Below are 21,219 nucleotides of genomic sequence, written 5' to 3'. Positions count from 1 at the left end.
CTCTTATGTTTACAAAGATCTTTTTTGGTGTCCTCTCCATTATTGTCGGAGGGGCTGCCATCTTCCTGTCTATCCAAAAGATGCGGAAGATCCAGCTCCTGCCCACCGGCAATGAGAGGATGACCTACCTCGCCGGACTGATCCGTGATGGTGCCTTTGCCTTCCTCCGCCGGGAATACATATCCATCGCTGTCTTTGTCGGCGTCCTCTTCTTCCTGATCGGCCTGCTCCTAGGTCAGTGGATGACCGCCCTCTGCTTCCTTTTCGGGGCCCTATCCTCCATGGTGGCCGGATTTATCGGGATGAACTCGGCGACAGCAGCCAATGTCCGTACGACCAATGCCGCTGCCCGGGGAGGGATGAGCCATGCTCTGAAGGTGGCCTTCAGCTCCGGATCCGTCATGGGCCTGATCGTTGTGGGCCTGGGTGCCTGCGGCATGGGCCTCTTTTATTTGATTTTCCAGGATGTCCAAATCATTACCGGCTACTCCCTTGGGGCATCTTCCGTCGCCCTCTTTGCCCGTGTAGGCGGTGGGATCTATACCAAGGCCGCTGACGTCGGCGCTGACCTGGTCGGCAAGGTTGAAGCCGGCATTCCCGAAGACGACCCCAGAAACCCTGCTGTTATCGCGGATAACGTCGGCGATAACGTGGGTGACGTGGCCGGGATGGGGGCTGACCTCTTTGAATCCTATGTCGGGGCCATCCTTTCCGCCCTGACCCTGGGCTTCCTGGCTTTCCAAGACACCGGAATTTCCTACTCCTTTGCCATCATTGCCTCCGGGATTGTTGCCTCGGTAGTGGGCATTGAATCGGTCCGCGGAGAGTCCGAGGATCCCCAAAAGTCTCTTAACATGGGGACTCTGATCTCCTCAGGGGTTATGCTGATCGCCTCTTTGGTCTTCTCCTTCATCTTCTTCCAAGACTACAAGCCCTTCCTCCCCGTCATCGTCGGCGTGGCTGTTGGACTCATCATTTCCAAACTGACCGAAATCTACACCTCGGATTCCTACCCTTTCGTCCAGAAGATTGCGGAGGAGTCCCAGACCGGTGCAGCCACCAACATCATTGCCGGCCTGGCTGCCGGTATGCAGTCCACCGCTGCTCCCCTGATCTTCATTGCTCTGGGTATCATCTTCTCCTATGCCTCCATGGCCTCCATGGGGGAAGCCGCAGGTCTCTTTGGCCTGTCCCTGGCTGCCCTGGGCATGCTCTCCACCTGTGCCATGACCATTGCTGTTGATGCCTACGGTCCTGTCGCCGACAATGCCGGTGGCATTGCCGAGATGGCCAGTCTGCCCGAATCCGTCCGGGACATCACCGACCACCTGGACTCCGTGGGCAACACTACCGCTGCCATCGGAAAGGGCTTCGCCATCGGGTCTGCCGCCCTGACCGCCCTCTCTCTCTTCGCCTCATTCACCCAGACTGCCCGCTTGGAGGGCCTGGATATCACCAGCCCCCAAGTCATTGCCGGCGCCTTTATCGGCGGCATGCTCCCCTTCCTCTTCTCTGCCCTCACCATGACGGCGGTGGGCGATGCGGCTAACCATATGGTTGAAGAAGTTCGCCACCAGTTCCAATCCGACCCCGGCATCATGCAGGGGACTTCCCAGCCGGATTACGGCCGCTGCATTGACATCTCCACCCAGGCCTCCCTGCGGAAGATGATTCTCCCGGGCGCTATCGCCATCATCGCCCCGGTTGTGGTCGGCTTCCTCCTGGGCGTTTCCGCCCTGGGCGGCCTCCTGGTCGGAGCCCTGATCACCGGCGTCCTCATGGCCATCTTCATGTCCAACGCCGGCGGCGCTTGGGACAATGCCAAGAAGTATATCGAAAGCGGACAATACGGTGGCAAGGGATCCGATGCCCATAAGGCCGGTGTCATCGGCGATACTGTCGGCGACCCCCTTAAGGACACCTCCGGTCCATCTATCAACATTTTGATCAAACTCATGACCACGGTCTCCCTGATCTTCGTTCCGCTCTTTTTGGGATAATTTTTCCAAAGAAAAGACGGTTTGGAGGGGAAATTCCCCTTCAAGCCGTCTTTTTTTTTGTTATAATTAATCCATTATTTTTTATTTTTATTGAGAACAAAGGAGGCCGGTTTGGAAGCCATCTTAAAGACCATTGAAGATTTTGTCTGGGGACCACCCCTCATCTTCCTCATCCTTGGGGCGGGGACCCTCTATACCTTCCGCTTGGGGGCCCTCCAGTTCCGAAAGTTCCCCTTTATCATGAAGAATACCTTTCTCCGGATGTTTGAGAAGGTGGGGACGGAGGAGGGGGCGGTCAGTCCCTTCCAAGCCCTGTCCACCGCCCTGGCAGCCACGGTAGGCACCGGGAACATCGTGGGCGTCTCTACCGCCATCCTGACCGGGGGTCCCGGAGCGGTCTTTTGGATGTGGCTGGCGGCTTTCCTGGGCATGGCTACCAAATACGCCGAGGTCACCCTGGCCCTGGCCTATCGGGAGAAGAACGCCAAAGGGGAGTATGTGGGCGGGCCCATGTACTACCTCCAGAAGGGCCTGGGTTTCACCCACCTGGCCGGCCTCTTTGCCCTTTTTGCCGCCTTTGCTGCCTTCGGCATCGGAAACATGACCCAGGCCAACGCCATTGCTGGGGTCCTGGAAGGGAATTTCGGCTTTCCCCGGATCGCCTTGGGGATCCTCCTCCCTGTCCTCGTTTCCTTCGTTATTTTAGGGGGGATCCGGTCCATCTCCCGGGTAACGGAAAAGCTGGTTCCCTTCATGTCCCTCTTTTATATCCTGGGCGGCCTGGCCCTCCTGGTCATTCACGCTGAAAATATCCCCGCCGCCCTGGCTGCCATCTTCACCTCGGCCTTCTCCTCCCGGGCCGCCCTGGGCGGGGCCGCCGGCTTTGGCTTCATGCAGGCCATCCGGTCCGGGATCTCCCGGGGGGTCTTCACCAATGAGGCCGGCCTCGGCTCATCGCCCATCGCCCAGGCCACGGCCCAGGTGGACCACCCCTGTCGTCAGGGGATCTGGGGGGTCTTTGAAGTCTTTGTGGACACCATCCTGGTCTGCACCATCACCGCCCTGGTCATTTTGACCGCTGGGCTGACGGACTTTGGGACCGATGCCTCCACCCTGGCCTCCCGGGCTTTCTCCACCGGCTTCCCCCTGGGATCCTCTATCGTTACCATCGGATTGGTCCTCTTTGCTTTCTCCACCATCCTGGGCTGGGAATACTACGGAGAGACAGCGGCGGCCTATGTCTTCGGCGACCGGGTCCGCCGTCCCTATAAGGCCCTCTATGTCATCCTCGTGGGCCTGGGCGCCGTCATTAGTCTGGACCTGGTCTGGGCCCTGGCCAACATCCTCAACGCCCTCATGGCCTTCCCCAACCTCATCGGCCTCCTTGGCCTTTCGGGCGTTGTCGTCCGGCTCAGCAGGGACTTCTTTAAGGACCCGGACCGGGTCAGGGAGGATCCCCGGGAATACCTGGACCTGGTTACCCTACGGGAGAAAAAATGAGAAAAGAAAAAGCTCCGGCTTAGGCCGAAGCTTTTTTTATGGACACGATGGAGATGGATCAGATGTTAAAGCGGAAGTGGACGATGTCGCCATCCTGCATGATGTAGTCTTTTCCTTCCAGCCGAACCTTACCGGCCTCCCGGACGGCGTTCATGGATCCGTAGTCAACCAGGTCATCGTAGGAGACGATTTCGGCCCGGATGAAGCCCCTTTGGATGTCGGTATGGATCTTGCCGGCCGCCTCCAGGGCGGGGGTCCCTTTTTTGATGGTCCAGGCCCGGGTTTCATCTTCTCCTGTGGTCAGGAAGGACATGAGGCCCAGGAGATCGTAGGAAGCCACAATCAAGCGGTCCAGACCCGAGCTTTCCACCCCCAGCATGTCCAGGAATTCCTTTTTTTCCTCATCGGGGAGGAGGGCAATTTCCTGCTCGGCCTTGGCGGAGATGGCCAGGACCCGGGCCTCTTCCCCTTGGGCAAAGTCTTTGATCTTTTGAACGTGGGGATTGGACTCTCCCTGTTCACTGATTTCTTCCTCGCCGATGTTGGCCACATAGATGATGGGCTTGAGGGAGAGGAGTTGGTAGTTCCGGAGGTATTTCTCCTCTTCATCGTTGAGGTCCAGGACCCTGGCCGATTTGCCTTCAGATAGAACTTCATCCAAACGGCGGAGGAGGTCCAGCTCGGGCCGGGCCGACTTATCCGCCTTGGCCACCTTCTCCTGCTTGGCCAGGAGGCGTTCGATCTGCTCCAGGTCGGCTAAGATCAGCTCTAAGTTAATGGTTTCAATGTCCCGGAGGGGGTCCACCTGGCCATCCACATGGGTGACGTTGGGGTCCTCGAAGCAGCGGAGGACTTCAACGATGGCATCGGTGGACCGGATGTTTTCCAGGAACTTGTTGCCCAAGCCCTCTCCCTTGGAAGCCCCCCGGACCAGTCCGGCGATATCCACAAATTCCACAGCGGCCGGGATGGTCTTTTTGGAGTGGAACATCTCCGTCAGGGTGGGGAGGCGGTCATCCGGCACTTCGACCAGGCCCACGTTGGGGTCGATGGTGCAGAAGGGGTAATTTTCGGCCGGGGCCGCGGACTTGGTGATAGCATTAAATAAAGTGGACTTGCCCACGTTGGGCAGGCCGACAATTCCGAGTTTCATAAAGGCTCCTTTTTCTGTCAGGGTCTGTTTTTGAAAATAGTCCCCTCCATTGTACCACTAAGTTGATTTTGCAAGGGAGGACCGTCGGAAAAAGGGATGAAAATCCTCCTTGCAAATTCGTCATAGGGGCCGGGTCAGGCTCGGGGACGTGGTATAATAAAAATGACGTGCTTTGACTTTGACGACCGAATTTCACGGTCGCTTTCCCTATAGAAAGGAGGAGCCCATGAGTCTGGAGACCTTAAAAAAGCCCAACCTCCATGAGACGGACTATGGGGCCCTCATGGACAAGCCGGCGGAAGATATTGCGGAAGCCATCCGCGATTGGGAGCCGGAAGAACGGGTCCTTTTCCTCAACCGCTTGGACAAGGAACGCTTCGCCGACGTCTTCTTCCTTTCCGACCGCGACATCAAGTCCTCGATCTTGGGCACACTGACCAACCCGGAGATGGTTGAACTTCTGGATGAACTGGCCTCCGACGAGTTGGTGGACACCCTCCAGGAGATGCCGGCTAATGTTGTGACGGCCCTTCTGAAAAAGATCGAACCCGACCGACGAAAAATCACCAACCACCTCCTCCGCTATCCGGAGGAATCGGTAGGATCCCTGATGTCCGTGGATTTCGTCAAGGTTCCCCCGGGATCAAGCCGGAGCCAAATCCGAAAGAGCCTGTTAAATATTAATTTTGATGCCGAGCACCTGGTAGACATTTACATCGTCGACAAGGCGGAGAGGATCCAGGGGATCATCTCCCTGGGTGACTGGGTCCAGGACAACCGGGAGGATGTGGACGACCTGATTCGAACCGACTTCATCACCGTAGGCGCCAAAGAAGACCAGGAAGTGGCGGCCGACCTTTTTACCAAATACCACCGCCTGGTCCTGCCTGTGGTCGATTCAGAGGACCGGATGGTAGGGATTGTGACCGCCGATGATATCTTTGAAGTCATGGAAGACGAATTCTATGAGGACTTCACCAGGGTACAAGGAATTACCGACCAGGAAGAGGAGGACTACTTGGATACTCCGGTAAAATCCTTCGTCAAGAACCGGATCGTCTGGCTCCTCATCCTCATGGTTTCCGCCTCCCTGACCGGCATGGTCATCTCCCGCTTCGAAAGCGTCCTGGCGGCCAATGTCCTCCTGGCCACCTTCATCCCCATGCTCATGGGGTCGTCCGGGAATGCCGGCAACCAGGCCTCATCCACCGTCATCCGGGCGGTTTCCCTCCAGGAAATTGAACCCAAAGACAGCCTGGAGGTGGTCTGGAAGGAGCTCCGGGTGGGCTTGGTCTGCGGCCTGGTTTTGGGCTTGGTCAACTTCCTCCGCCTGGTCCTTTTCATGAAGGTTGACCTCATGACCTCCCTTGCCGTCTCCCTGACCCTGGTCGGCTGTGTCACCATCGCCAAAATAATCGGAGGGGGACTCCCCCTGATCGCCACCAAGCTGGGCCAAGACCCCGCCGTCATGGCCGGTCCTCTCTTGACCACGGTCGCCGACACCTTGACCCTCCTCCTCTTTTTCACCATTTCCTCTTCCCTGATCGGCTTATAAATAGCCCCGGCCCCGGGTTGGATGCCGGGGACGCTGCCTTTCAGGTTCAATAACCCATTAGAAATGAGCAAGGTATGTCCTTAAAAACACAAAACCCAGGACCTACAACAAGTTCAAAACGCCTCCTTAGCGAAGAAGACCGGGAATTACTCAACAAGCCCGCAGAGGATATTGCGGAGGTATTGGAGGACTGGGATCCCCAGGACCGGGTTTTCTTCCTCAACCTCCTGGACAAGGAAAAATTTGCCGACGTCTTCTATCTTTGCTCCAAGGAGATGAAAAGCTCCATCCTGGCCACCATGAGCCAGCCTGAGACGGTGGACCTTTTGGATGAGTTGGCTTCGGATGAGCTGGTTGACACCCTCCAGGAAATGCCGGCAAATGTCGTCACCGGCTTGCTCAAGTACATCCCCGGTGACCGGAGGCAGGTCACCAACCGTCTCCTCAAGTACCCGGAAGAATCCGTCGGCTCCCTCATGTCCGTGGATTACGTCAAGGTTCGTCCGGGGGCCCGCCGGTCGGAGGTCCGGAACAAGCTCCTTACCGTCAATGTGGACCCCGAGCACCTGGTGGAAATCTATGTTGTGGATGAAGCCCGAAAGCTTTTGGGGACCATCCCCCTGGGCGACCTGGTCCAGGACGATGATGAGGACATTGACAAACACATCAAGAGGGACTTCGTTACCGTCCGGGCCACGGAAGACCAGGAAGTGGCGGGTGACCTCTTCGGTAAATACCACCGCCTGGTCCTCCCGGTTGTGGACTCGGAAGACCGGATGGTGGGCATCATCACCGCCGACGATATCTTCGACGTCCTCTCGGACGAGTTCTTTGAAGACTTCACCCGGGTTCAAGGTATTACTGACCAGGAGGAAGAGGACTACCTGGACACCCCCGTCTTCTCCTTTTTCAAAAACCGGATCGTCTGGCTCCTTATCCTCATGGTATCGGCCTCCATTACCGGCATGGTCATCTCCCACTTCGAGGAGGTCCTGGCAGCCAACGTCCTCCTGACCGCCTTTATCCCCATGCTCATGGACTCTTCCGGAAATGCCGGCAGCCAGTCCTCCTCCACCGTCATTCGGGCCCTTTCCTTGGAGGAGGTCGACCCCGCCCACACCATGGGGGTCGTCTGGAAGGAGTTCCGGATCGGAATTGTCTGTGGCCTGGTTATGGCCATCGTCAACTTCCTCCGCCTGATTATCTTCACCTCGACGGCGGTACCGGTTGCCTTGGCCGTTTCCCTGACCCTGATCGCCTGCATCACCATCGCTAAGGTCATTGGAGGCGTTCTCCCCCTCCTGGCCGTCAAGATCAGACAGGACCCCGCTGTCATGGCCGGTCCACTCCTGACCACCATCGCCGACACCCTGACGTTGATCCTTTTCTTCACCATCTGTAAGGCCTTCCTGGGCATTTAACCGGGGGCCATGAATATAACCCAAGCATTCGGGGGAGGCCCCGGATTAGTCATCGGGGAGCCCGCTCCCTAATCGTAGAAATTGCGAGGTAATGATGAACATTCAAGAACGCGTAGAAAAACTCAGAGAGAAGATGGCGGCAAGAGACCTGGACGCCTACATCGTCCTGACCTCCGACCCCCATTCTTCGGAATATGTCCCTGAATACTATAAGGAACGGGAATTCATCACCGGCTTTACCGGGTCGGCCGGAACCGCCGTCATCACCAAGAACAAGGCCGGACTCTGGACGGATTCCCGCTATTTCCTCCAGGCCGAGGAGGAGTTGAAGGGGACCCCCTTCAAGCTCTACCGGATGTACACCAACGATGGCGATCCAACCTGGCAGGAATTCCTCTTGGCGGAAACCTCTGAATTTGCCAAGATCGGCTTCGACGGTTTTACCATGCCCACCTCGATTTACCGCCAGCTTTCCCAGTCCATGGGCAACCGCCTCTTGGTGACCGACGTAGACTTTATCAGCGAGATCTGGGAGAACCGCCCCTCCCTGCCCAAGCGGCCGGCCTTCTACTATCCCGTAGAACATTCCGGGGCCTCCATGGAAGAGAAGATCAAAATCCTCCGCTTCATGATGAGGGAGAGGGAAGTCGACTACACCTTCTTGGGTTCTCTCGATGACGTCTGCTATCTCTTTAACATCCGTGGCTTTGACGTGGAAGACACCCCGGTGGTCCTCTCTTTTGCCCTGGTTTCCCAGGACAAGGTCATGGTCTTCATCCAGCCGGAGAAGCTCTCCGATGAGATCCGCCGCCCCCTCGACAAGGCCGGCGTGGAAATCTATGCCTATGACGACATCGCCAACAAGCTCTCCGCCATCCCGCCCCAGAAGACCGTCTATCTGGATCCCAACTACACCAACATCTCCCTCTACCAGGCCATCCCGGATAATGTCCGGATTGAAAAAGGGATCAACCTGACCACCCTCATGAAGGCGATCAAAAACGAGACCGAGATCGACAACATCCGCCAGGCCTTCATCAAAGACGGGGTCGCCCTGATGAAGTTCTTCAACTGGGTGGAAACCGGCGCCAAGACCGGGTCTGTCTCTGAGCGGGCCGCCGCTAAGCGCCTCAACGAATTCCGGGCGGAGGGTGAGGACTTCCTCATGGACTCCTTCCCCGCCATCATCGGCTATGATGCCAACGGGGCCATCGTCCACTACAACCCCATGCACTCCGACCATCCGGCCACTATCCAAAACAGGGGCCTCCTCTTGGTGGACTCCGGTGGCCAATACCTCCAGGGGACCACGGACATTACCCGGACCTACGCCATGGGGGAGACCACGGAGGAGGAGAAAACCGACTATACCTTGGTGCTGAAGGCCCACATTGCCGGCATGGCGGCCAAATTCCCTGAAGGAACAACGGGCTCCTATATCCATGATGTGGTCCGCTACCCCCTCAACCAGGCGGGCAAGGATTTCAACCATGGGACCGGCCACGGGGTCGGCATGCTCCTCTCCTGCCATGAGGGTCCCCAGACCTTCTCTTCCAAAGACCGGGGGGTCAAGATCGTCCCCGGCATGGTCACCTCGGTCGAGCCCGGCCTTTATGTCACCGGAAAGCACGGGATCCGGACCGAATCCATCACCCTCTGCGTGGAAGGGGAGAAGACGGACTTCGGGACCTTCTATGAATTCGAGTCCCTGACCTGGGTCCCCATCGACACCCGGCCCATCGACATCGACCTCCTGACCGACTTCGAACTGGATTGGGTCAATGCCTATAACCGGACCTGCTATGAGAAGTTAGCTGACCACCTGGATGGGGAAGTCCTGGCCTATCTCAAGGAGAGAACCCGGGCCATTGAAAGACCCCAATAAGCGAGAAGCGGTTTTGGAATGAAGGATTTCACCAACCAACTCAAGGAACTCCCCCACAAGCCCGGCGTCTACCTCATGTTCAATGCGGACAATGAGGTGATCTATGTCGGCAAGGCCATCGACCTTTTTCGCCGGGTCCACTCCTACTTCACCCCCTCTCAAAAGGGAAAGTCCCCCAAGGTGGTGGCCATGGTGGAGAAGGTGGACCGGTTTGAATACATCGTGGTGGAAAATGAGGTGGAGGCCCTGGTCCTGGAATCCAACTTCATCAAAGAACATGACCCCTACTACAATATCCTCCTCCGGGATGACAAGCAGTATCCCTATATCCATATCCCCAAGGAGGCTTTTCCCCGGATCCTCAAGGTCCGACAGGTGGGGGAGGACGGGGGGGACTATTTTGGCCCCTTCCCCAATGCCTACGCGGTCAATGACATCATCCGCCTCCTCCAACGGGTCTTCAAAATTCGGACCTGCCGGCTGGACCTGGGTGGAGGCCAGCGACTCAAACGCCCCTGCCTGAACCACTTCATCGACCAGTGCCCGGCCCCTTGTGTAGACAAGGCGGATGAGGCCAAGTACATGGAGGCCATCGAGGAAGTCCGGAACTTCCTCAAGGGCAAGGACGGAGAAATCCGGGCCTATCTTCAATCGGAGATGGAGTCGGCGGCGGCGGACTTGAACTTTGAGCGGGCCGCCCGCTTCCGGGATGACCTCTTCCACCTGGACGACCTTCAGGAGCGGCAGAAGGTCACCTTCACCCGGAGGAAGGATGCCGACGTGGTGGCCTTCGCCAGGGGGGTCCACCAGATCACCATCCAGGTCTTCTTTGTTCGGGACGGGAAGCTGGTGGACCGGGAGCATTTTGAAATGAAAGAAGCCTTCCAGGAAGAAGGGGGGGAGATCATCTCCTCCTTCCTCAAGCAGTTTTACCTCCAGGCCACCTACGTGCCTTCGGAGGTTTTGGTGGCTACTCTTCCGGCCGACCAAAGGGCCATTGAAGAATTTCTGACCGACCGCCGGGGGACCAAGGTTTCCATCCTGGTCCCCCAAAGAGGGGACAAGCGGGCCCTCCTCCAGATGGCCCAGAAAAATGCAGAGGAGGAACTGGTCAAGCTTGAACGCAGGGCCCAGCGGAAGAACCGGTCCAAGGACCGAGGGATCAAGGAACTGGAAGCCCTCCTGGGCCTGGAAAACCTGGGTCGGGTGGAGGCCTATGATATCTCCAACATTTCCGGGGTCCAAAATGTGGGCTCCATGGTGGTTTTCCAAAGGGAGAAGAAGGTTCCCAAGGAATACCGGAAATTCAAGATCAGGACAGTGGAGGGGCCTGATGAATACGCCTCCCAGCGGGAGATGGTCTCCCGCCGCTTCGACCACGGTCTGAAGGATCGGGCGGAGGGGAGGTCCCAAAAGACCGGATTCGGGGCCTTTCCCGACCTCATCCTTATGGACGGGGGCCTGGGCCAGGTCCACCTGGTCGAAGAGATCCTCAGGGACCGGGACCTGTCCATCCCTGTGGTGGGCATGGTCAAGGACGACAAGCACGTCACCCGGGCCCTGGTTTACCGGGACCGGGAGTACAAGCTTGCTTTTACTTCCTCCCTGTATAAGTACCTCTATGCTGTTCAGGAGGAGGTCCACCGCTTCGCTATCAATTACCACCGGAAACTCCGGTCCAAGGACATGGTCCAATCAGTCCTGGATGAGATTCCGGGGATCGGCCCGGTCCGGCGCCAGACCCTCCTCCGGGAGTTCGGGTCGGTGGAGAAGATCAAAGAAGCCTCCCTGGAAAGCCTGGTTGGGCTAGGGGGGATGGACCGGCGGTCGGCCCAAAATGTCTATGACTATTTTCACCCTGAAGAAGTAGAGAAGGAGGAATGATGAAGGAAGTGCAGAAATCAGTTCCCTTATCGGAACTAGTGGAATCGGTAGGTTTGGAAGTCGTTCACCGGTCCTCCGACTACGATCAGATTCAAATTACTGAAGTTGACGTCAACCGACCGGGCCTCCAACTTTCCGGCTTTATGCACAATTTTGCCTGGAAACGGCTCCAGCTCATCGGCCGGGTGGAATACGTCTACTATATGCAGATGGAACCCGGTCTCCGCTATGAACGCTTCCGGGGGATTTTTTCCTACCCCCTCCCGGCCCTGATCTACGCCTACAACCAGTCCATCACCCGGGACATCCTGGACTTGGCCGACTATTACGATAAGACGGTCCTCCGGACCCCCTGGCCAACCACCCGGCTGATCGCCAAGCTCAACACGGCCCTGGAAAGCTACATGGCTCCGGAAACCACCATCCACGCCGGCCTGATGGATGTCTTCGGCATGGGGGTCCTGGTTCGGGGAAAGTCCTCCGTCGGGAAGTCGGAGACCTGCCTGGACCTGGTCATCCGCGGCCACCGCTTGGTCGCTGACGATGTGGTCCACATCAAAAAGCTGGACCAGAGCCTCCTGGGAGAGGCACCGGAGAACATCCGTCACTTCATGGAAATCCGGGGCCTGGGCATTCTGGATATCCGGAGGCTCTACGGGATCGGTTCAGTCAAGGAGGCGGCCGAGGTGGAGATGGTCATCGAACTGGAGGATTGGAACGATGATGTGGAATATGACCGCCTGGGCATCACCGACCACTACACGGAAATTCTCGGCGTCCGGATTCCCTCCATTACCGTCCCGGTCAAACCCGGCCGGAATATCGCCATGATCATCGAGGTGGCGGTCAGGAATACCCGTCAAAAAGAGATGGGTTATAATGCGGCCATCGAGCTCAATGAGAAGTTGATCCGGGAAGCTAACGAACAAAATCAAAAATCTTGACCGGGAAAAGCTTGTCCGTTTGACGGGCTTTTCATGAAAGCTTATACTTTTATAAGGAATGCTTTGAATTCCTTTTTTTTGAATGGCAAGTCCGTACATAAAGGTCCTTTCCTTTATCTGTGCGATTCATTGTTTCTATCTTTTTTAATAGGAGGCAATATGGCTAAAATGTTCAAAACGATGGATGGTAACGAAGCGGCCGCATACGTCTCGTATGCCTTTACTGAAGTCGCGACCATTTACCCCATCACCCCATCATCCCCCATGCCGGAGCATGTGGACACCTGGTCCGCTAACGGCAAGAAAAACCTCTTCGGCGAATCCGTCCATGTGGTGGAGATGCAGTCGGAAGCGGGTGCAGCCGGCGCCATGCATGGTGCTCTAGCATCCGGTGCCCTGGCCAGTACATATACCGCATCCCAGGGTCTCCTGCTCATGATCCCCGACATGTACAAGATTGCCGGCGAGCAGCTCCCCGGTGTCTTCCACGTCGCCGCCCGTGCTGTGGCATCCCATGCCCTGTCCATTTACGGTGACCACTCCGACATCAACTCCGCCCGGATGACCGGCCTGGCCTTCCTGGCTTCCGGTTCTGTCCAGGAAGCCATGGACCTGGGCGCTGTGGCCCATCTGGCAGCGATTGAATCCAGCCTGCCCTTCTGCCACTTCTTCGATGGCTTCCGGACCTCTCACGAAATCAACAAGATTGACGTCTGGGACTTCGATGACCTGGCCGAAATGGTCAACCAGAAGGCCATCGACGAATTCAAGGCTCGCTCCCTGAATCCCCACCGTCCCCACACCATGGGTACAGCTCAGGATCCTTCCATCTTCTTCCAGAACCTGGAAGCCTCCAACCAGTCCTACATCGATGTCGTTCCCGTTGTCGAGAAGTACATGGAGAAGGTTTCTGAAAAAACCGGTCGCTCCTACCACCTCTTCGACTACTACGGCGATCCCGATGCGGAAGATGTCGTCGTCCTCATGGGCTCCGTTGGCGAAGCCATGGAAGAAGTCATCGACTGGATGAAGGTCAACCGTCCCGAACAGAAGGTCGGCATGATCAAGGTCCGTCTCTACCGTCCATTCGCCACCGAGAAGTTCCTGGAAGTGGTCCCCAAGACCGTCAAGAGAATTGCTGTTCTTGACCGGACCAAGGAGAAGGGCGCTATCGGCGAACCTCTCTATATGGATGTTCAGTCCGCCTTCTACAACGCCGACCGTCATCCTCTGGTTATCGGCGGCCGCTACGGCATGGGCTCCTCGGACGTGACTCCCACCGCCCTCCTGTCCGTCTGGAACAACCTTAAGCAGGCCGAACCCAAGAACCACTTCACCATCGGCATTGTTGATGATGTGACCCATACCTCCCTGGATATGTCCGAGGACCTCTTCATCCGTGAAGAAGGAACCACCCGTTGCAAGTTCTGGGGCTTCGGATCCGACGGTACGGTCGGCGCGAATAAGCAGGCCATCAAGATCATCGGCGACAACACCGACATGTACGCCCAGGGTTACTTCGACTATGACTCCAAGAAGTCCGGCGGCTTGACCGTTTCCCACCTCCGTTTCGGGAAGAACCCCATTCGGTCCACCTACCTCTTGGATGAATCCGACTTTATCTCCTGCTCCAAGCAGGCTTATGTCCACCAATATGACCTCCTGGAAGGCCTGAGAAAGGGTGGCCGCTTCCTCCTCAACTGCATCTGGGATGAGGATGAGCTGGATTCCCACCTGCCCGCATCCATGAAGCGCTACATGGCCCAGAACGACATTGAGTTCTACACCATCAACGCTTCCAAGATTGCCCAGGAAATCGGCCTGGGGAACCGGACCAACATGATCATCCAGTCCGCCTTCTTTAAACTCTCCGGCGTTCTGCCCATCGAAGAAGCCACCGCCCACCTCAAGGACTCCATCGTCAAGGCCTATGGCCACAAGGGCGATGACATTGTCAACATGAACAACCAGGCCGTCGATGCCGGCATCAATGCTCTGGTGAAGATTGACATTCCTGCAGAATGGGCCAATGCGGAAGATGAGCCTGTGGACAATAAAGACGTCCCCGAGTTCATTGAGAACGTGGTCTTCCCCATGCTCCGCCACCAGGGCGACAAGCTCCCCGTCTCCGCCTTTGCGGACCGTCCGGATGGACATTGGGACCAGGGAACCTCCGAATATGAGAAGAGAGGAATTGCTCTCTATGTTCCGGAATGGCAGCCTGACAACTGTATCCAGTGCAACCAGTGCTCCTACGTCTGCCCCCATGCCGTCATCCGTCCCTTCCTCCTGGATGAGGAAGAGGCCGCCAATGCTCCTGAAGGCATGACCCTCTTGGATGCCAGAGGCAAGGCCCTCGCCGGTCTCAAGTTCAAGATCCAGGTCTCCCAGCTCGACTGCACCGGCTGCGGCAACTGCGCTGATGTCTGCCCGGCTCCGGAAAAGGCCCTGGTCATGAAGCCCTTCGAGGAAGAATACGAGAAGGAAAAAGGCTATTGGGATTATGCCTTCAAGGAAGTCACCAACAAGCCCGACCTCATGGACCGGACCACCGTCAAGGGATCCCAGTTCGTCCAACCCCTGCTTGAATTCTCCGGCGCCTGCGCCGGTTGCGGGGAGACTCCCTATGCCCGCCTGGTCACCCAGCTCTATGGCGACCACATGCAGATTGCCAACGCCACCGGCTGCTCCTCCATCTGGGGTGCTTCCGCTCCGGCGACTCCCTACACCTGCAACAGCGAAGGCTGCGGTCCTTCTTGGGGGAACTCCCTCTTTGAAGACAACGCCGAGTATGGCTATGGTATGCTCCTGGCCAACGAAGCCAACCGAGACCTCATCTCCGGCAAGATGAAGGCCTTCCGCGACTTGGGCCTCGATTCCGAGTACAATGCCCTCTTCGAAGCTTGGGAAGAAGGCAAGGATGACTACAAGGAATCCAAGGCGGCCACTGCAGATATCCTCAGTGCCAAGGCTTCTGTTTCCGACAAGGAAGGCCAGAAGCTCCTGGATGAAATCCTGGAGCTCAAGGACTACATGATCAAGAAGTCCAACTGGATCTTCGGCGGTGACGGTTGGGCCTACGATATCGGATACGGCGGTCTGGACCACGTCCTGGCCTCCGGCAAGGACATCAACGTCCTGGTCATGAACACCGAGGTTTACTCCAACACCGGTGGTCAGTCCTCCAAGGCAACCCCGCTTGCTGCCGTTGCTCAGTTCGCTGCAGCCGGTAAGCGGATTCAGTCCAAGGACCTGGGCCTCATGCAGGCCACCTACGGCTACGTCTATGTCGCTCAGATCGCCATGGGCGCCAACCAGAACCAGACTATCAAGGCCATCAAGGAAGCCGAAGCCTACAAGGGACCCTCTCTGATTATCGCTTACGCTCCCTGCATCAACCACGGTATCCGCATCGGCATGGGCCGGTCCCAGTACCGCGAGAAGCAGGCCGTCGAAGCCGGTTATTGGCACCTCTGGAGATATGATCCCCGTCTGGCCGAGGAAGGCAAGAATCCCTTCCAGCTGGATTCCAAGGAGCCCACTGCGGACTTCCGCGAGTTCCTGGCCGGCGAGGTTCGTTACTCCTCCTTGCAGAGAAACTTCCCTGAAGAAGCCGAAGAACTCTATGCGGCGGCAGAGAAGATCGCACAGGATCGCTATAAGACCTACAAGAGATTGGCCGACCAAGACTAATCTTCCTTCGTTAAAAAGACCCCTCCTTTTGGAGGGGTCTTTTTTTGTCTGAAAAGGTGGTCAAAAGGGCGGACTGGGGTATAAAAAAGGCGAAGCGAGAGGAGATTTTTATGCTAAAAGCCTATCAGATTGACGAACTCACCAACGGGGCCTATGGTTTGACTAAGGAAAACGCCCCTTTATCCCACTATACCACCTTCCATATTGGGGGACCCTGTGACCTCTTGGTTGAACCCACCGGGGAGAAGGAACTCCTCCGCACCTATCGCTACCTTCGATCAGAAGAGATTCCCTACTATATAATAGGAAGAGGATCCAACCTCCTGATTCGGGATGGGGGGATTCCTGGCGTGGTCATCCTCCTCAACCGCCTTTATTCAGACGTCACTATCGAAGGAAGCAAGATCACGGCCCAAACGGGGGCCGGCCTTCGGGATGTCGCCCTTCTTTCTTTTGAGGCCGGCTTGACCGGGATGGAGGAAATCTCCGGGATCCCGGGATCCGTCGGCGGCGGTGTCTATATGAATGCGGGAGCCTATGGGGGAGAAATGAAGGACGTGGTGGAGTCCATTCATGCCGTCACCAAGGATGGACAATTGATTACCCTGACTATTGATGAGATGGAGATGGGCCACCGGACCTCCCGGATGATGACGGAAGGGATGCTGGTCACAGAAGTGGTCTTCCAACTCAAGGAAGGCGACCCCCAAAAGATCCGGGCGGCTTATGAGGACTTTACCCACCGGAGGACGACCAAGCAGCCCCTGGATGACTATTCCGCCGGCTCTGTCTTCAAGCGGCCCAAGGGAGGCTATGCTTCAGCCTTGATCGACCAGGCTGGTCTCCGTGGTCTTTCTGTGGGGGACGCCCAGGTGTCGGAGAAGCACTGTGGATTTATGATCAACCGGGGCCATGCCAAGGCATCGGATGTCCTGGTCTTGATCGAAAAAGTCCAAAAAGAAGTCAAGGATCAGTTCGGCATCAACCTGGAGCCGGAAGTCCGGATCATCGGTGTCGACAAGCGGGACGACTAGGGAGGGGGAGCCTTGAAGATTGTCATTATTACCGGCATGTCCGGGGCGGGAAAGTCCTCCGCCCTCCGGATCTTTGAAGACATGGGCTACTATTGCATGGACAATCTTCCACCCCAGCTCATGGACCCCTTTTTAGACCTGGCCCAAAAATCTTCCGACCCCATCTCCAAGGTGGCGGTTGGGGTGGATATCCGGGGGAGGGAGTTCTTCGACCAGTTGAGAAATATGCTGGATAAGCTGACCGACCGGGGCGCCGACCTATCGGTCCTCTACCTGGAGGCCAGGGATGAAATCCTCATCCGCCGCTACAAGGAGAAGCGTCGTCCCCATCCCCTGGATAAGATGGGGAATATCTACGACGGAATCCAGCGGGAGAAGGCAGTCCTGGTTCCCCTCCGCCGGCGGGCCGACCTCATCATCGATTCCTCGGACCTGACTCTAGGGGAGCTCAAGCGGAAAATTGACGGTCACTATCTGGAAATCAGGGAGGAGGCTTCCCTCCTCATCTCCGTCACCTCCTTTGGCTACAAACACGGGATCCTCCTGGATGCGGACCTGGTCATGGATGTCCGCTTCCTCCCCAACCCCTATTATGTTCCGGAGCTCAAGGGGAAAACGGGCCAAGACCCGGAGGTGGAGTCTTTTGTCATGGCCTCGGAAGAGGCCGGCATCTTTATCGAAAAGTTCACCGACCTTTTGGAATTTTTAATTCCTTATTATATAAAAGAAGGAAAGAGAACCCTGGTTGTCGGCATCGGCTGTACAGGGGGTCAACACCGGTCCGTGGCCCTTGCGGACCTGGTGGGGAAAATTTTGGAGAAGAAGGGCAAGAAGGTCAAGGTTTACCACCGGGACCGGATGTTCTGGAAGACCGACAAGTAAGGGATCCATTGGTCGGGGTTTTGGAAGATAGGGAGGCTATAAATGAAGGAGATATCTGCCGGCGGAGTAATTATGCATGACGGGTCCACCCTTCTCCTTCGGAGCTTCCGAGGGGATTGGGTTCTTCCCAAGGGAAGGGTGGAGGAGGGGGAAACCCTCCAGGAAACCGCTCTTCGTGAAGTCAAGGAAGAATCCGGCTTAGAATGCGAGATTATCAAGTACATCGGCTTTGTCCGCTATAATTTCCGCCTCCAAAATAAGGAGGTCGTTCATAAAAAAGTCCACTATTATTCCATGCGCTGGACCGGGGGCAAACCCCTTCCCCAGCAGGAAGAGGGCTTTTGCGTATCCGCCTTTATGCCCTGGAAGAAAGCGGAAAGCCTCCTCAAACACGATAGCGAGCGGTCCATGGTCCGGTCGGCTTTTAAGGAAGAGAGGTGACGGCCTTGACCTTCTCTTATGATGTGAAAGAGGAACTCTGCCACCTTAAGGTTCCTTCAAAAATCCAAGCTCTCCTGGAGCTTTCCGCCTTAGCCGGATTCAATGCAGCCGTGGCCCTGACAGCAGATGGTCCCCAGCTGCGTTTTTTTTCCGAGCATCCGGATGTGATTACCCGGGTCACCCTCCTGGTCCGCATCCTCTACCGACAGGACCTCCCGGTCGTCGTCCAACAAAACCAGGGCCTCCAACTGAAGCCCATCTACCTGACCCAGTTCGGCGACCCCATCCTCCAACCCTTCCTGGAAGAGTCCGGCTTTGACCTCATGGGCGGGGAAATGGAGACAACCGAGGATATCCTCTCCCGCCTATCCAATCCACAAAATGCCAAGGCCTATCTCCGAGGGGCCTTCCTGGCCGCCGGATCCATTGTCGACCCGGAGAAGTCCTACCACCTTGAAGTCCTGATCAGCCGGAATAAACAAATTGAGATCTTCCGTCACGTTGCCGGGGTCCAGGGGCTGGACTTCAAGTGGACGGACCGGAAAGATGACACCGTCTTCTATATGAAGAACTCGGACGATATCTCCGACTTTCTGGTCGACATCGGAGCAAACAAGGCCATGCTACGCCTGGAAAACGCCAAAGCCTTTAAAGAAGTCAACAATGCCATCAACCGCCAGGCCAATGCCGAAACCGCCAACTATGACAAGCTAGTGGAAGCCTCCGCCAAGCAGATCCATGCCATCGATCTCATCTCCAAAACGATCGGCCTGGATGCCCTGGACTTTCCCCTCCAGCAAGTGGCCATGGCTCGACTGAGAAATCCCGGAGCCTCTCTCAAAGAACTTGGGGAAAGCCTCCAGCCCAAGCTGGGGAAGTCGGGCGTCAACCACAGGATGAAGAAAATTTTGAAGATGGCAGAGGAATTGGATGCCGACAAGTAAAAAGGCCTGACCGGAAAACCGGCCAGGCCTGATTCATGAAAACCTGTAGTCATTTGTATTATTTATTAAGTAATGTCGAATCCTCAATGAAATGATTTTCACTTTCATCCGGAATTAAGCTTGCTGTGATGTCCAAGGGATCTTCACCGGTCTTTGCCCTATCTTCCAGGAAGAGGAGGTTTACAGCAAAGGACTCCATTTGATCCAAGAGTTCTTTATGATCTGTTGTGAAATAGAGTTCTAAGGGTTCATTTTTATCTAAATCAATGGTTACTTCTTCCTCAGTTGACTTCAGTGGATAAGACGAATGATCATCTTTCAGGTTGATCATTGCTGCCACCTTTGCCTTGATGTCTTTTGGGACAGAACCATCTTTAATAAGATCTTTCATGGCTTCCGGAATCTCAATAAGCATTTTAGCCACGAAGGTATCCTTGTCGGGATTATACCGGACCTCCTCTAAGGAAATTTGCGACACCAGACTTCTTACAGGAAAGGCACTGGGATCATCGGACGAGCTTGCCTGGCCTGATGGATTTTTTTCACTCCCGGATTCTTCAGACAACTTGGGAGCGCCATCGGTGGTATGGACCAAGTCAGCGATATAGTAGTAAGCATCCTTTAGGGGTTTCTCCAGGTTTTCCTCAAAATCGAATTTGATTTCAAAGAATCCTAGTTCATTCAGGGGGAAATCAGCTTCATCATTTTGAAAGGAAAGGTCGAAGGCTTTTTCTTCTGAGAAATCCAAGACAATGTTCTCTTCAGTGGGCTTGAGGATATAATCTTGATCCTTATTCTTTTCCCTCATTATACCGCTTACTTTAACTTTAAAACTTCCGTTGACCTTCCCGTCCCGGATCAACTTTTCCATAGCCTTCACCGGAATGGTTTCAACCGTAGCTTTGTAAGTTTTTCCCTCTTTATCTGTATTAACCTCCAAAATACGAATCTGTGAAACGATGGATTTTGCAGGGAGAGGAGCTCCAGGATTTTTTGAGGGGTCAACATTCCCTTGACCGGAAGGGCTAGATGTACATTTTACTAGAAAGGGCCCTCCCAATATCAGGAGAAGAGCTATGAGGAGTAGAGACTTTTTTTTCATGGTTTTCACCTCTTTATTTATACCATTCGGCAAACTGGCCTGTAGTAAGACTAATATTCACGCTCCGATAATTATTATTACATTCATTTTTGGCATAAACTGGGTTTGCAATGAAAATAGTCACAATCAAACAAGTGGAGAGTAGAAAAGCAAAGAATTTTTCATGGGAGTATCCCCTTTCTCCTTGAATGTTATCAAGGTTTCTTAGCGGGATCCGCATCTCTAATTTAATTGTACTCTAATTGAGGGGAATGTAAAGGATTTCATAAAATAATAATGACCATTATGTTAGGACGTTAATGACTTAATAACGAAAATACACGTCTGTTGCATTAGAAGTTACAATTTACAACAGTCAAAAAAAAATAAAAAAAGTTTGACAGGACCGAGATGGGGTGGTAGTATATACAAGTCGCGCTTATAGATCCCTCAAGTAAGGCATTTAAAGGACTGATGAAAATCAAGTAAATTAAATGTTAAAAAAGCTTGACAGAGATTAAGAAGCACGATACAATATACAACGATCACTTTAAAAGTGGTCACGAACCTTTTACAATCGAATACGTGAATGACTTTGAGTATCACATTTATATTAATCAACTTTTAGAGTCAGAATATGACTCTCGAATTTTATTTGAGAGTTTGATCCTGGCTCAGGATTAACGCTGGCGGCGTGCATAACACATGCATGTTGAACGAGAATCTCTTTGACAGATCCTTCGGGTGACGACAGAGAGAGGAAAGTAGCGGATGGGTGAGTAACACGTAAGGAACCTGCCAT

The 21,219-nt window shown here is 55.2% G+C and carries 14 protein-coding genes and 1 rRNA gene; 13 read left to right on the top strand and 2 right to left on the bottom strand.

Features of this window, described 5'->3' with window-relative positions:
* Positions 1–5 precede the first annotated feature (5 nt).
* Positions 6–2,000, top strand: a complete 1,995-nt coding sequence (locus HGKM_RS00075) for a sodium-translocating pyrophosphatase (protein WP_019133260.1) — start codon at positions 6–8, stop codon at positions 1,998–2,000.
* 111 nt (positions 2,001–2,111) lie between these two features.
* A complete protein-coding gene (locus HGKM_RS00070; RefSeq protein WP_019133259.1) occupies positions 2,112–3,500 on the top strand; it encodes an alanine/glycine:cation symporter family protein in 1,389 nt (462 codons plus the stop codon).
* 58 nt (positions 3,501–3,558) lie between these two features.
* Here the strand turns inward: HGKM_RS00070 and ychF are convergent, their stop codons facing one another.
* Complete coding sequence (gene ychF / locus HGKM_RS00065; protein ID WP_019133258.1) at positions 3,559–4,653, bottom strand: redox-regulated ATPase YchF; 1,095 nt, start codon at positions 4,651–4,653, stop codon at positions 3,559–3,561.
* Positions 4,654–4,879: 226 nt separating this feature from the next.
* Here ychF and mgtE (HGKM_RS00060) point away from each other — a divergent pair, with 226 nt between their 5' ends.
* The 10 genes from mgtE (HGKM_RS00060) to whiA all read left to right on the top strand — a co-directional run bounded on the left by mgtE (HGKM_RS00060) (position 4,880) and on the right by whiA (position 19,336).
* A complete protein-coding gene (mgtE, locus tag HGKM_RS00060; protein WP_019133257.1) occupies positions 4,880–6,208 on the top strand; it encodes a magnesium transporter in 1,329 nt (442 codons plus the stop codon).
* Between the two features lie 74 nt (positions 6,209–6,282).
* Positions 6,283–7,629, top strand: coding sequence for a magnesium transporter (gene mgtE, locus HGKM_RS00055; RefSeq protein ID WP_019133256.1), 1,347 nt, complete (start codon positions 6,283–6,285; stop codon positions 7,627–7,629).
* 94 nt (positions 7,630–7,723) lie between these two features.
* The gene (locus HGKM_RS00050; RefSeq protein ID WP_034579086.1) at positions 7,724–9,514 is read left to right on the top strand and encodes a M24 family metallopeptidase; all 1,791 of its coding nucleotides are present in this window, start codon (positions 7,724–7,726) and stop codon (positions 9,512–9,514) included.
* Between the two features lie 18 nt (positions 9,515–9,532).
* Positions 9,533–11,398: an excinuclease ABC subunit UvrC gene (gene uvrC / locus HGKM_RS00045; protein WP_019133254.1), complete on the top strand. Its 1,866-nt coding sequence runs from the start codon at positions 9,533–9,535 to the stop codon at positions 11,396–11,398.
* A complete protein-coding gene (hprK, locus tag HGKM_RS00040) occupies positions 11,398–12,342 on the top strand; it encodes an HPr(Ser) kinase/phosphatase (RefSeq protein ID WP_019133253.1) in 945 nt (314 codons plus the stop codon). The genes uvrC and hprK overlap by 1 nt, the downstream gene beginning before the upstream one ends.
* Positions 12,343–12,501: 159 nt before the next feature.
* A complete protein-coding gene (gene nifJ / locus HGKM_RS00035) occupies positions 12,502–16,035 on the top strand; it encodes a pyruvate:ferredoxin (flavodoxin) oxidoreductase (protein ID WP_019133252.1) in 3,534 nt (1,177 codons plus the stop codon).
* A 110-nt stretch (positions 16,036–16,145) separates the two neighbouring features.
* The gene (gene murB / locus HGKM_RS00030; RefSeq protein ID WP_034578827.1) at positions 16,146–17,069 is read left to right on the top strand and encodes a UDP-N-acetylmuramate dehydrogenase; all 924 of its coding nucleotides are present in this window, start codon (positions 16,146–16,148) and stop codon (positions 17,067–17,069) included.
* Between the two features lie 12 nt (positions 17,070–17,081).
* Positions 17,082–17,951, top strand: a complete 870-nt coding sequence (gene rapZ / locus HGKM_RS00025) for an RNase adapter RapZ (protein ID WP_019133250.1) — start codon at positions 17,082–17,084, stop codon at positions 17,949–17,951.
* Between the two features lie 42 nt (positions 17,952–17,993).
* Positions 17,994–18,392, top strand: coding sequence for an NUDIX hydrolase (locus HGKM_RS00020; RefSeq protein WP_034578825.1), 399 nt, complete (start codon positions 17,994–17,996; stop codon positions 18,390–18,392).
* Positions 18,389–19,336 (top strand): DNA-binding protein WhiA, encoded by a 948-nt coding sequence (gene whiA / locus HGKM_RS08085; RefSeq protein ID WP_019133248.1) that lies wholly within the window; start codon positions 18,389–18,391, stop codon positions 19,334–19,336. The genes HGKM_RS00020 and whiA overlap by 4 nt, the downstream gene beginning before the upstream one ends.
* 58 nt (positions 19,337–19,394) lie before the next feature.
* Here the strand turns inward: whiA and HGKM_RS00010 are convergent, their stop codons facing one another.
* A complete protein-coding gene (locus HGKM_RS00010) occupies positions 19,395–20,438 on the bottom strand; it encodes a hypothetical protein (RefSeq protein WP_154645886.1) in 1,044 nt (347 codons plus the stop codon).
* A 630-nt stretch (positions 20,439–21,068) separates the two neighbouring features.
* Here HGKM_RS00010 and HGKM_RS00005 point away from each other — a divergent pair.
* A 16S ribosomal RNA gene (locus HGKM_RS00005) occupies positions 21,069–21,219 on the top strand; the annotation flags it as partial.

Source organism: Kallipyga massiliensis ph2 (assembly GCF_000311985.1).
Lineage (GTDB): Bacteria > Bacillota > Clostridia > Tissierellales > Peptoniphilaceae > Kallipyga > Kallipyga massiliensis.
Note: the sequence above shows the minus strand (reverse complement) of the source record. Positions and strands in the feature narration are given on the sequence as shown.

Excerpts from the sequence above, each read along its gene's own strand:
- HGKM_RS00075 (WP_019133260.1), top strand. The coding sequence starts at position 6 with ATGTTTACAAAGATCTTTTTTGGTGTCCTCTCCATTATTGTCGGAGGG.
- ychF (WP_019133258.1), bottom strand. The coding sequence starts at position 4,653 with ATGAAACTCGGAATTGTCGGCCTGCCCAACGTGGGCAAGTCCACTTTA.
- mgtE (WP_019133257.1), top strand. The coding sequence starts at position 4,880 with ATGAGTCTGGAGACCTTAAAAAAGCCCAACCTCCATGAGACGGACTAT.
- mgtE (WP_019133256.1), top strand. The coding sequence starts at position 6,283 with ATGTCCTTAAAAACACAAAACCCAGGACCTACAACAAGTTCAAAACGC.
- HGKM_RS00050 (WP_034579086.1), top strand. The coding sequence starts at position 7,724 with ATGAACATTCAAGAACGCGTAGAAAAACTCAGAGAGAAGATGGCGGCA.
- uvrC (WP_019133254.1), top strand. The coding sequence starts at position 9,533 with ATGAAGGATTTCACCAACCAACTCAAGGAACTCCCCCACAAGCCCGGC.
- hprK (WP_019133253.1), top strand. The coding sequence starts at position 11,398 with ATGAAGGAAGTGCAGAAATCAGTTCCCTTATCGGAACTAGTGGAATCG.
- nifJ (WP_019133252.1), top strand. The coding sequence starts at position 12,502 with ATGGCTAAAATGTTCAAAACGATGGATGGTAACGAAGCGGCCGCATAC.
- murB (WP_034578827.1), top strand. The coding sequence starts at position 16,146 with ATGCTAAAAGCCTATCAGATTGACGAACTCACCAACGGGGCCTATGGT.
- HGKM_RS00020 (WP_034578825.1), top strand. The coding sequence starts at position 17,994 with ATGAAGGAGATATCTGCCGGCGGAGTAATTATGCATGACGGGTCCACC.
- HGKM_RS00010 (WP_154645886.1), bottom strand. The coding sequence starts at position 20,438 with ATGAAAAAAAAGTCTCTACTCCTCATAGCTCTTCTCCTGATATTGGGA.